Below are 12,721 nucleotides of genomic sequence, written 5' to 3'. Positions count from 1 at the left end.
ATTCTGCCACAAGATTGGCCTTGACTATGTATCCTGCTCTCCCTTCAGAGTACCGATAGCTCGCCTTGCTGCTGCACAGGCTGCTATAAAGGAAATGAAGTAATCGGAAAAATCCGAGCATTTCAGTTCCAACTCAATCGGGAAAATGCCGAAGATTTCATTAAAGCATTTCGCCCGAACCAGCGACTCCACTCCTTCGATGATATAACCGATGAAGTGTGGATTTAGCTAGTAATATCAAGCATTTAGCCCACTATCGAAAAAATTCGGTAGTGGGCTTTTTGTATGTTCGCACGTTTGTTATAGCTCTGTATTTCTACTAAAATGCACCCGTAATTCAATAAAGAAAGAGAGGTGCCAAAATACTGCAAAATCGGAATAGCTTTGAGTGTAGTTTTCAAAAACTATACCGATTACGTATAGTGAATTTATGAATAAGATAGCCGAATTTATTAAAATGGAGCGTAAAGCCGCCAATCTAACCCAAGAGCAGTTTGCTAAGCTCTCAGGAATCGGTCTCCACGCCCTCCGCGACCTCGAACAAGGTAAAGACAACATCACACTCCATAAAGTCAACCAAGCCCTCGCAATGTTCGGTATGGAAGCCGTACCGGGCAGAAAGTGGGATGAATCATAACTACCGGCCGTGCCGGTAGTATGCACTGCCCCCTTAGGACATAAGACCGGCCGAGTCTATAGACTCGTCGAAAGGTTTGCCAACCGCAACACTTTCACCGGCTGCTCCTAAAGGGGCTTTTTATTTGCCTTCTTTTACCTGCTGTCCCATAAAGGTGTCTACATACTCTACCAATGACATTTGATCGTATGATATATCTTCCTGTAACTGATTTCGTATGTACTCCGCAATCGCTTTTTATTTCTTCCTACTGTATCTACATAGTACCCTCTACACCAAAAATGTCTATTGCCATATTTATATTTCATATTGGCATATTTCTCGAATATCATTAAACTACTTTTCCCTTTTAGATATCCCATTATTTGTGCTACACTATATTTGGGTGGTATCGATACCAGCATATGTATATGATCTTTACATGCTTCTGCCTCTATTATTTCTACCTGCTTATATTCACATAATTTCCTTAGCATTATCCCTATATCTCCCTTTATCTTTCCACAGATTACCTGGCGTCGATATTTGGGGGCGAAAACTATGTGATATTTGCAATTCATTTCGTGTGTGCTAAACTATCTGTATCAAGTTTCATTACTTGATTCCTCCTTCGTCTTTTTACTTGTGGTTGGCAAACCCACTTCTATTTTAGACGAAGGAGGATATTTTTTCTACTCATAGCTAAAGCTTTTTGGAACTACCAGCACTGCTGGTAGTATTCGTTACACAATAAAAACTGCCTAACAAAATGATAGGCAGTAGTTTGGCTAGTTTTTTTTGTAAATGCGTATATATTTCGTCGATTTATTTTTTTAATTTCTCAACTATTCTTCTGCTGTCTGTTTTTTGAAAACTCATCTAACAAATGGTTTATTTCCTTCAACTCTGTAAGTATTTCGGCATTTGAAGTATCATTTTTAACAGAGTGCTCAATCACTGTTATACTTTGCTTAATGTCGTTAAGATAATCGACTTTATTGTTTCGAAACAACGGCAGTAGTAATATTATACGAGCTGATTGAGATTATGGTGCGTGGATTCAAATTCCGCCAAAGAATCCAAGTCTTGCGACGAATTGCATACTCGACTTTATACAAAAATGAGTTCGGAGTAAAACCGAACTCATTCTATTTTCAATTACAGGGTAAGTGCCTCTAAATTTATACCGCTTTCCCAAGGTCGATACATCGTTCCCGAGGGGAGCCCTTCAAGATAGTATTCAGACCACGCTCCGCAATCGTCACGCATATCAACAATTGTTTTTTTGAGCTTTTCTATAAGCTCGGGATGTCTGTCCTTTAAAGCGTAAATCATTATTCCGTAATCGTAACCGACTACCTTTTCATCATAACAGCGACAGCCGTTATCCAAAAACTTCTGTGCAAGCTTTTCGCACTCTCCGTCAAGGATTTCCTTATCTATGAGAGTGGAGCCGACATAGATTGCCATAAGCAACGGTGATTGCAGATGATAAAGCTTATTATAGCTTTCATTGGGAGCGTCAGGCTTATCATAACAATTAAAGCAAACATAACGATGATTCTTGTTTAGAACTCCTACTCCTAAGCCGTGACCGCACATTCTTATACCGTTTCTGAATTTAGGCTCTCCCACACCGTCGTAATAATGGGGATTGTTGCACATAAGCACGCCGTCAACAAAAAAATTCTTTTTAAAGCTTTTTTCTATTATCTCTATATCGTTTTTGAAAACATCTCTCAGCTCATTTGAGATTTCAAGTGCATCTGCAAGCTTTAAAAGTTCTGTACAGCATTTATGGTAAAGCATCGTCGCTTCCATAGAGCCGTGATTTATAACCTCTCTGGGAAGGATAAAGCCTGCTATATAGGTTTCATCTCCGTTGAAGGGAAGCATACCGTTGTAAAGAATTGAATGTTGCTGCATAATGCACCATTCTATGAGCTCAAAGGCATCCTTAAGAGTTTGAAGCTTTCCTGTCTTTTTTGCATAATCAAGAAACATAAGCACCATATATGCAGTAATTTCCGTCTTGTCGTTTTCATGAATATGAAAAGCATAGGAATCTGTTCCCTGAGCATTATGTATACAGCCGTACTTTTTGTATATATTCAGATAATATCTCAATAGCTTTTCAGACTCTTCAAAAGCGCCTAAGGAAAGCAAGCCTCTGTTTACTCCGTAGCTGTCTCTTATATAAGCAAGACGATAAGGATATCCTGCAAGCACTCCGCCCGACTCAGACTGCTGAGATTTTATAAGCACATAAATATCATCGTGAATTTCTTTGAGAAGCTCGTCCTTAACGCCCGAATTTTTTTCTCTTTTCAAGGACATTTCTTCCCATTTTTTCTTTGCTGCATTATATATATTCTCTAAGCTTGAATAAGCAGTTTCTTTTGCATAATAATATATTTCATCAAAGCTAACGCCGAAAAATATAGATATTGTGCCCTTTTTACCGCTTATTTTTATTTTTTTATCATCACATTTTTCAGAGCAAAGCCCGCCGTCGCATTTAATGCCGAAATAGTACGGTCTTTCAGATACAAAGCCTCTCCATATATCCTCATTTATAGAGTATATATACAGCTTTTCACCCTCTGCAATTTCTCCGTAATAAAAATTCTTCATCCCGCAAGTTTCTTCAGGCACCTTATAAAAGCTTTCTATTTTTTCCGAATGAAGATAAAAAACCGCTTCCTTTGAAAAATCAACAGTTCTATATAATATAGACTTATCAGCGTGACAAAAATCAGTAATTTCTCCTTGATTTTCACCGTCAGACACAGTGTAATTCCATATGTTTGTATTTTTTACTCTTTTCTGAGTAAATTCAAAATCCCGATTTGAATATTCAAGTCTGCAGCCCACCGGAACGCCATAGTGAGGTCCTGCTATTTGAAATAAATCAATTCCCTTTGCGTATGCAGAAATTTTTCCGTTTGCTACACAATGTACAGTTCTGTTATCTAAATTTTTCATACATTCCTCACAGTAATATCATAGAACGTTTTTGAGTTCTGAATTCACTTGGTGTTAAGTTTGTATACTTTTTATATACTTTAGTAAAATAGTTTGCATTCTTAAAGCCGCACTGTTTTGCAACAAAGTCAATAGTATAATCAAGATTATACAGCATAGCCATCGCATTCTGAAGACGCACCTTAGTAAGATATTGAAGAGGCGTCATTCCTACTGCATCTTTAAACTTTGAATTGAGATAATAAGGGGAAATAAAGCCCGCCTGCGCAATATCATAGTTTGTAATCTCGCGGCTGAAATTAGTGTTTATAAACTCAATACAAAGAAGCACTGATTCTGCATTGCTTGAGGTCTGTCCGTTGATAAACAGATATTTGTGAAGCACTGTAAGAAATTTATAGGCATAAAGAGAATTGTCTAAAAAGGTATCAAAAGGCTGAACGTTGAGAATTTCCGTATCGTTGATTTTTGTTGTTGTGGTGGATTTTTCCACAAGGTCAAAAAGCTTATTCCATTGGCGCATTACAGGATTGTTCTCGTCCTTAATATTAAAGGTATGCCCGTAATTGTTGACTATAGGCGACCAAAAAGGAATTGCCGAAAATGAAATAGATAAAAATTTGAATTCCCAACAGTCAGAATCCTCGGGCAACCAGTATTTATAATTACCCGGTCGCTCGATTAAGAATACGTCTCCTGCTTTTTGAACGTATTTTTTCTCGTTTATCTGTAAAACGCCCTTACCGCTCATAGTATACTGAAAAACGCAAACGGACTCCTTGCTTTTTTTACAGTCCCAGACGTAGTTAAGTTCATCTGTTTTCAATCGTTTTTCATATCCTATGGCATCAACAATGGGATGATTCGGGTATTTATTTTTGTCAAGAGTAGTTATAAAATAATCTTTAATTACCATATTTCAACCCCCTCTTTATACATAATAATATAATAAAATAGTTATCATTTGTCAAAATTCTATTATTTTCCAAAAAGAACCTGAATTGATTTTACAGGACTTTTTTCAGTAGGCTCAATATTTATATTATCTGTTAAATCTACAAATTCCAAACCGCTTTTTTTATCAATACATTTTCCGTTTCCGATGTATTCAATTTCAAAATTATCTTCATCAAGGCATTTATCAGTTTCAACACCGATAATTAAATCTCCGCGCCAGAAGCAAAATCTTTCATCTTTAATAAGCTTTCCTAAAGCTTTTTCTGTATATATCGGAATATCAAAGGTAAGAAGAATTGAATTTTCTCCGTCAGAAAGCTTAACCATTTCAAATCCACCTACATTTGAAATGCTTTGTTCTTTTCCGTTTACAATAAGCTTGCTTCCCTTTGCAAAATCAGGAACATACAGAGCTATTGTATCTATTTCAGTATTGTCTGTCATAACAGCTTTTATGCTGATTTTTCCTTCCTTTGGATATTCTGACCTTTCCTCGATTTTTAATCCGTCAAGCTTTACACAAGAATCTATGTATTGAGTGAAATACAAAGTTTTTTCATCTGATACAAAGGAATTGCGAATATAATTTGATATTCCGTCTGCACCGCGCATAGTACAGCACCAAAAAGCCTCACACAAGCCAGAATCAGCATCTGCACGAAGTATTCTCTCCTCAGGTCCTATACAAATATCACAGCCAAAGCCCCCGTTATAGCGCTGTGCAAAGCTGAATGCGTTATAATAAATACGGCTTGCTGTTTTTAAATAATATATATCTTTGGTTTGTATAAACATTTCAAAGCAAAGCAGATAAGAATCTGTTATTGCGCAAGGCTCTGTCCACTCATGGCGGCAAAACCAGTTAAAATTAGCATAGTTAGGCGTTGCGCCGTAATCAAGATACAGCTTAAACAAATTTTTAGCAAAATCAAGATATTCCTCTTTGCCTGTTACCGCATAAAATCTTACAATTCCTCTTGTTGCAGCAAGAGTTGCGTGAGTTTGCATACTTATTTTGACAAAATCTATCTTTTCAAAGGTAGAAATCATTTCTTCAAGTAATACCTTTACTCTTTCATCGGGAAACATTTCATACATCTGCGAAAGAGCGTCAAGACACATATAGGCACAGCCTGTATCTGAGGAGGTTTTCCAGTTGTTTATAACAGCGCCCGTAAGAGTACCGGACTTTTCTCCTGTATAAACTCTGTCCTCTTTATTTGTCGGATATTCTATATAATGATTTTTTACAGGCAAATAAAGATTTTCAACAATTGTCCATATTTTCTTAAGGATTTTTTTGTCGCCTGTCATATCATAATATTCAAGAAGGGCTCTCAAAAGCCAGTTGTGAGATGAAAGCTGCTGTTCATCATAGATACCTTCCTGTACCTCTCCCAAATAGCCCTTTTCATTTTCAAGTTCATCAACCAATTCAAGTAAACGCTCAAGATATGCGCCCTTTACTCCTGTCGCCTTAGAAAGCATAACAACACCTAAAAGTGTTCTGCCTATCCAATCGCTCGGCCAAGGAGTCTCCTGTTCCATTTTTCTTACATACTCGGGCTGATATATTTTTGACTCAAGTCTTGACAAGCTCTTTATTGCTCTGTAGCCTACGTCCCCATATCCATTTATTTGTGAAAATGATAGCTTCTTCATTTTAAATTTTTCTCCTTATATTTTATCCTACTATTCCGGAACGTTCTATGCTTTCTACAAAGAATTTCTGAGCAACAAGAAACATTATTATTATGGGTGCGAGTATAATAAGAGCTCCCGCACTTTTAACAAGCGGAACATACATACCTACCATAATGTCGCCGTTTGCCATTTCCAAGAATTCAAGCACTTCCTGCGTAAAACGCTCTAAATTGACATACTGCATCGAAAGAACCTTTTGTGTAGTTAAAAACAGCTGTGAATAAACTACGTCGTTATATTGCCATACGATTGAGAAAAGTATTACCATTACTATAATTGTTTTTGCGTTAGGCACCATCAGAGTAGCAAAAATTCTGAAGGAGCCTGCGCCGTCAACCATAGCTGCTTCCTCAATTTCTCTTGGCATACCTGCAAAAAACTGTCTGAACAAATATATAAATATACCGCTTTTTATTCCCATTCCCGTTATAGAGAGAATGAAAAAGGGTGCAAAGCTGTTAAGAAGATTTGCAGGAGAGCCGTTTATAAGCTCTATTATTCCTAAAATATCAAAGCTTTTAAATTTCATATAAAGTGGCATCATAATAAGCTGAGGCGGTACAATTATTGTGAAGAGCAATATACCGAATAAAACAGGCTTCAGCTTAAAATTATATCTTCCGAAGGCATATCCTGCCAGCAAAGATGCAATAAGCGAAAAAAGCGTACAGCCAAGTGTTATAATAATAGTATTTTTAAATGATGTCCCATAATCCAACAGCATTGAAGCGACCTTGAAATTTTCAAGAGTAAAATTCTTAAAAATAAGAATTACCTCATTGTCCATAAGGTCAACTCTGGACATAAAGCCTCTTGAAATCATCAATATTACAGGGTAAAGTATGACAAAACAAAATCCGCTTAAAAATATTATCCTGAGAATTATACCAACAGCTTTTTTGCTGATTTTTAATGCTTTTAATTTAAGTAAAGAGCTATTCATTTTTAACCCCCCTGATAATAGATTTTTCTGTTAACAAAGAAAACAACAACGCCTAAAATTATTCCTATTATAATAAAATAAATCCAAGATAATGCCGAAGCATAACCGATATTGAATTTCTGTATTCCTTGATCATAAATATAGTCAAGTGTCGGATTAAGATAAGATGAGAAGGAATCCACTATTGTATAAACAATATTAACAAGCAATACGGGACCCATAAGGGGAAGGGTGATTTTCCAAAAGCTTTCCCACGCTGTTGCTCCCTCAACGTTTGCTGCCTCATACATTGATTCAGGTACTGAATACAGCCCTGCCAAAAAGATGAAAATAGGTATTCCGGACTTAACCATTATTTCAGAAAGACCTTCAATAGCATCGCTTATAAATTCAAAAAAAGCAGGGTCTATTCCAAACTCTGTAAAATACTCGCCAAGCTCAAAGGATTCCATTGCCGAAAAAAAGCTTCCTCCATCTGCCACAACAGCATTTTCCTGCGCCGCAGTAAGAGAGCTTGTATCACTCATCATATTTAAAAAAACATCTGAAGACAAAATTACGGTTAAGAAGAAAATTGCTTTTATCATAAAATCGCCCTTGAAGCGTTTCTTTAACAAAAGCGCAACAAAGAAAGCAAAAATCAACACTGTAGGCACATTAGAAAGCATTGTTATCAATGAGCTTAACAAAAGCTGCGGAAACTCTGCATCGCCTTGAAAAGCATATCTGAAATTGGAAATTCCTACAAAGGAAAAGCTGAGCGTTGATTTTTCAACGGTCTGAAAGCTATACACCGTAGTCTGAATAATTGCATAAATGAAAAACATAAGCACACCGACAAGCCACGGTGCAAGATATATGTAAGCCTGAAGCGACCTTTTTCTCTCTTGAGTCATTCTATTTTTCTTCAACGCTTAACACCTCTTTTTCGTAGCTGTTTGCTTTAACTGTAATTTCATTATACTGCTCATCATTATCGTTGTAATTAACATATATAGCTATTTTATCGCCATAGATTGTTTTATAGAAACCGTCTTTAATTTTTTCGTGTCCTGTTATATACATTCCCGAAACCTCAGACAAAACAGAATCTATGGTTTTATATATGTCTGCAATTTCTTGCTTTAAAACTTCAAAGCCGTTACAATAAAGATATGAAAAATCAGTATTTGCAGCACTGTTAAATTCTGATGAGAAAACTCTGAAATAAGGATTTTCTCCTCTTTCAAGACATCTTAAAACAGCCTCTTGTATATCCGATGCCTCATTTATAGGGGTACCGCTGTAATCAACAAGAGAGTGATAAACCATCTGATAAAAGGGAATTTGCTCATCTATATTCTTGTTTATTGAGCTTGTCAGATTTATAACCGCATCTGCATACTGCAGTGCAGCTTCATATGGGTTTGAAAGCACAAGCTCTCCGCTTTGTGAATATTTTTCAAGCTGTGCAAGAGAAATATTCTTTGCGTCCTGCCTTGTAATTACCACATCATCAGCATTATGAGAATATAGCTTTGTACCTAAATCGGTAAAGCTTATTCCTTCAAAATATGACTTTCCTAAGAATTTAACTAAATCATTGGTAAAGCTGCTGTATTTTAAAGGAGAAATAAGATATCTGTAGCCATCGTTTTTCATAGTTACAATATCATAAGAATATTTTTTAGCAATACTTTTATCTATTGTTTGGGCGGTATCGTTATAACGGTTAAAACCTGATGCATCCTTGGGAACGCTTAAAGCATCAATGCTTATCAAAAGCTCAACGCCCGAACTATTTGCTATATCTGAAAGCACAGAGCTTTTTCCGAGCTTATTTTCAAGCTTCAGCTTACTTATGCTCTCATTTTCAAGACCGCCCTTTAAAGCTCCCGATAAAATCATTTTTATATTATTTATGCTTTGGCTATTCAGATATTCAAGCATAGACTTTGCGCCCGAATAGCTTGTAAGAGCTGTTACGCCGTTGTATTTAAAGCCAAACAGGCTTTTATCCTCTCTTATAGAGCCTACTGCTGTAACAGTAAGAGGTACAGAATCGTTTTTCTTTTGAGTGAGAGAATATTTTTTAGCAGCATAGCCACGATAATAAGAAGCCAAATCCCCATAGGATATATCTTCTTTAGAAACAAAGCTGTATTTTACGCATATGTCTCCCTTGTACATTTCTTTCTGAACTACCTTAACATCGGACTGTAAGCCGCCGTCTCCCAATACCGCTGTTATGTAATTACGTACCTGAAAATCAGCCCATACTGAATTGAGTGAGGATTTAGTATTTGCTTTTTCAGCAGAAACGGTGCAAAGAGCATCACCGTTTTCTATAATTCCTATAAATCCGCTGTCTTTTTTATACATTCCGAAAAGAGCAAGAGAATTGTTGTTATCCGCTTTATTGCTTACTTTTCCTGCATCTGTATCGTTGCTTCCGTAAAGCGAGGTACTGTATTCCCCTGTATCATTCGCCGAAGCAGAGAAGAACAAAAGACCTCCGCTTTCATAGGGTACAAGCATCGCACCCTCTGTTTGTGAGGTTGCTCCGAAATATTTGTTAAGTGTAATTCTCAGCAAGGGCTTGGACTCGGTATATTTAACCTCATCCATAGGGATATTAACCCTCATGCTTTCGTTTTCAAGAGTATAGTAAACGGGGATTTCAAAATAAAGACGCTGTGAAGCAACAGTTTTTAAGCCGTTTTCCTCATTGTCTTTTTTTAAGTCCTCATCTGTATAGCTTATTCTTTCAAGAATTTGAGAAAGTAAGTTTATAGTTGTGTTTTTAGTGTCAGATAAAACATATGCTTTTTCCGTTTCACTATATTTATAATATATTTTTGCACGCTTTTTATCGTTTTCAAGAAGGGCCGGATGATTTACAAAAAGCTCTTCAAATCTTTTTTCGGAAAGCTTTTGCGGAATATCGGTAATATCACGTACTCCGTCTCCGAAGGTATAGATTACCTTAACGCCCCCATCGACAGCTTCAGTCTTGACTCCGTCTTTTTGTACCGACAGCTCATAGCTTGTAGCTGTCTTCTCTGTTTGCTTATCAAAATAGTTTATTATAAGCGCTGATTTTAAAAACATCTTTGTTTCCTGCGTTGCAATGCTGTCGCTGTCAGCTGACACAGATGTATTAAAATAAAGCTCTCCCGAACGCTTGTCGATAAGTGCGATATTGCCGTTTTCCTGTACGCAATAAAGAGCTAATATCCCATTATCGTAAAAAAGCTTATAGCCCTCAAGCAGCGCAGCCTGTTCTGCTGTCGGCTGATACTCTACTTTAGGAACTGATGTATATTCGGAATATATGAAATTTTCTTTTTTTACAGCTTCATATTGCTCTGCCTGCCGTCCGCATCCGCTTATAATAGAGGTTATAAGTATAAGCGCAACGAAAAACCTGATTTTCTTCATTCGGCGACCATTCCTATCTATTTTAATCTAAATGACAGTTCTTTGAAAATTGTTGCAAAGAATGTAAACATACGGGTAATTAAGCTAAAGAACAACAAATATACAAAAATTATTACTGCCGCAGCAACTATTGTAAGTATAGTAGTCAATACCATCTTTCCGAGAGAATATTGATGAACCGTCATCAGTCCGAAAAACAGCAGTGCTATAAACCAGACCATCGCACCGTAATTAAGTATATTTATATATACGCCTTCACTGTACGATGCAACATTTGTAAGTATTGTTGCGGGTATTGTTATAATACTTACAGGCAAGCAGGCATAACCAAAGGTCATAAATATATCTTTAAAAGTGCCTTCGCCTTCCATCAAGGTCGTAACTGACCAATTTGCAAGACAAACAACAATCAGCAATATGCCTACCTTTTCAAACTCAAAAAGAATATCTGCAAGCTTGAATTTTGTATCGTTAAATAAAAAGCTGGAAAATTCAGCACTTATAAAATTGGCAATTGCAAAAAGGATTATGCAAACAATTGCAACCCACATTTTCCCCTTTTTCTCGTGCTTCATATCCCAAAAGCCGTCAAACGGATGAGAAATTACGTGAAATGCAAATTTAATATCTGCTATCATTTATTTTTCCTCCTCCGTTTAAGTATTATCTTAACGATATAATAGGCAAGCACAAGCACCAAAATAATAACAAAGGCTTTACCTAAATTATCCATAGCCCATTGTTTACGCCACTCGCTGAAGGCTTTGTTATAACCGTCAAGCTTGGTAACACTGCTTCCCTTTATATTTCCCTTTAAGAAATTGTCCATTGCCTTTTCATATTCGCCGTTTCGCAAGTATATTCTTCCCAGCTGTGCATATGCAAGCTCATAATTGGCATTCATTTTTAAAACATTTTCCCAATTTTCAAAGCTCTCCTCAAACATTCCCTTTGAATACATATTATCTGCATCAATAGCTGTTTTTCCAAACTTAGAAAATGAAAAAGAAACAATGCTTCCGTCATATAAATCGGTAACGTACAGCTTATCGTTATTTACCGCAAGAGCAGCAGGGGCTGTAATAACGTCGCTTGCGTCATATACATAAAGCAAATATCCGTCCCTGTTATATGTAAATATTTTGCATCTTACAGAATCAATAGCAAAGTAATTACCGTTTTCGTTTGAATCTATATCGGTAAAAAGCGAAGCCTGAAAAGAAGCGTCGTTTGAAACGTTTATATCTCCGCATATTTTAACATATCCGTATCTGTTGAGTATATCGCTTCCCGAGGTGTTAAGCCTTTTTATAGGCTCCTCGCCCGTTGCAGCGGAAACAGCATAAATAAAGCCTTCATTATCAATGGAAAGATTGAAATATTCAACGGGAATAAACTGTGTAAGCTGTTCTGCCTGCTTTTCAGACATTATTTTCTTCCACATAAGCGTAATAGGGTCGTATTTAACCTTATCGCTTCCTACAAAAGCAATAAAATTTCCCGCTTCATCTATCTGCATAATCCCCTGATATTCATCAGAATTTATAATATAAAGATTGTTAGCGTTATCAACAGTTATTTTTTTAGGCAAAAACCTATAATCGCTTTCTAAAACATCTGATTTAGGACATAAATATTCTTTATTAAAAGTAAAATCCGAATTGAGCCAGACCACTCTTTTGTTTTGTGTATCACAAATATAAATTTGTCCGTCCGAGGTAACAAACATACCCTGCGGCTTTGCAAAGCTTTGCTTTTCTCCGTCTTTAATAAAGCCGTCCACAGTTGTTGTATGCTTCATATCTGCATCAAAAATATATATTTTTTCAGCTTCTGAATCAAGAACATATATATTCCCGATTTTATCAAAGCAAATATCCTTCGGCGCTTTGAGGCTAACGCCTGTATTCCTCATTGTATATACTTTTTCAGGCAGAAACGGATCGGGACAAGGTACAGTTGTAGTGCTTCCGGAATAAGTTGAATATGTATAGCTTGTTGTTGCACTGATGCCAAAGGAAGCAAAAACAAGCAACACAACAATTAAAGATATAATTTTTTTCACACCGTTTTCTCCTTTCATAAATGTTGAAAAA

10 protein-coding genes and 1 pseudogene are annotated in these 12,721 nt (G+C 36.5%); 2 read left to right on the top strand and 9 right to left on the bottom strand.

What is annotated here, in order from left to right:
- Both E7480_05870 and E7480_05865 read left to right on the top strand, forming a co-directional pair.
- Positions 1-103 (top strand): hypothetical protein (locus tag E7480_05870; GenBank protein MBE6904117.1); only part of this gene is annotated, 103 nt, incomplete at its 5' end.
- Between the two features lie 327 nt (positions 104-430).
- Positions 431-637: a helix-turn-helix transcriptional regulator gene (locus E7480_05865; GenBank protein ID MBE6904116.1), complete on the top strand. Its 207-nt coding sequence runs from the start codon at positions 431-433 to the stop codon at positions 635-637.
- Positions 638-757: 120 nt separating this feature from the next.
- Here the strand turns inward: E7480_05865 and tnpA are convergent.
- The 9 genes and pseudogenes from tnpA to E7480_05820 all read right to left on the bottom strand — a co-directional run bounded on the left by tnpA (position 758) and on the right by E7480_05820 (position 12,690).
- A pseudogene (gene tnpA / locus E7480_05860) lies at positions 758-1,232 on the bottom strand (IS200/IS605 family transposase).
- Between the two features lie 542 nt (positions 1,233-1,774).
- Positions 1,775-3,601 (bottom strand): hypothetical protein, encoded by a 1,827-nt coding sequence (locus E7480_05855; GenBank protein MBE6904115.1) that lies wholly within the window; start codon positions 3,599-3,601, stop codon positions 1,775-1,777.
- A gap of 7 nt (positions 3,602-3,608) precedes the next feature.
- Positions 3,609-4,517: a helix-turn-helix domain-containing protein gene (locus E7480_05850; GenBank protein ID MBE6904114.1), complete on the bottom strand. Its 909-nt coding sequence runs from the start codon at positions 4,515-4,517 to the stop codon at positions 3,609-3,611.
- Between the two features lie 62 nt (positions 4,518-4,579).
- Positions 4,580-6,220, bottom strand: coding sequence for a hypothetical protein (locus tag E7480_05845; protein MBE6904113.1), 1,641 nt, complete (start codon positions 6,218-6,220; stop codon positions 4,580-4,582).
- 22 nt (positions 6,221-6,242) lie between these two features.
- Positions 6,243-7,205: a carbohydrate ABC transporter permease gene (locus E7480_05840; GenBank protein ID MBE6904112.1), complete on the bottom strand. Its 963-nt coding sequence runs from the start codon at positions 7,203-7,205 to the stop codon at positions 6,243-6,245.
- Between the two features lie 2 nt (positions 7,206-7,207).
- Complete coding sequence (locus tag E7480_05835) at positions 7,208-8,116, bottom strand: sugar ABC transporter permease (GenBank protein ID MBE6904111.1); 909 nt, start codon at positions 8,114-8,116, stop codon at positions 7,208-7,210.
- Entirely contained in the window at positions 8,103-10,625 is a 2,523-nt protein-coding gene (locus E7480_05830; GenBank protein MBE6904110.1) for a hypothetical protein, read from the bottom strand. Before E7480_05830 ends, E7480_05835 begins: the two co-directional genes overlap by 14 nt.
- Before the next feature lie 17 nt (positions 10,626-10,642).
- Positions 10,643-11,263, bottom strand: coding sequence for a YIP1 family protein (locus E7480_05825; GenBank protein MBE6904109.1), 621 nt, complete (start codon positions 11,261-11,263; stop codon positions 10,643-10,645).
- Positions 11,260-12,690: a hypothetical protein gene (locus E7480_05820; GenBank protein MBE6904108.1), complete on the bottom strand. Its 1,431-nt coding sequence runs from the start codon at positions 12,688-12,690 to the stop codon at positions 11,260-11,262. The genes E7480_05825 and E7480_05820 overlap by 4 nt, the downstream gene beginning before the upstream one ends.
- Between the last annotated feature and the right edge of the window lie 31 nt (positions 12,691-12,721).

The sequence above is a fragment of the Oscillospiraceae bacterium genome, assembly GCA_015067255.1.
In the GTDB taxonomy this organism is placed as follows: domain Bacteria; phylum Bacillota; class Clostridia; order Oscillospirales; family SIG519; genus SIG519.
The sequence above is the reverse complement of the archived record's forward strand: the minus strand, read 5'-3'. Positions and strand labels throughout refer to the sequence as shown.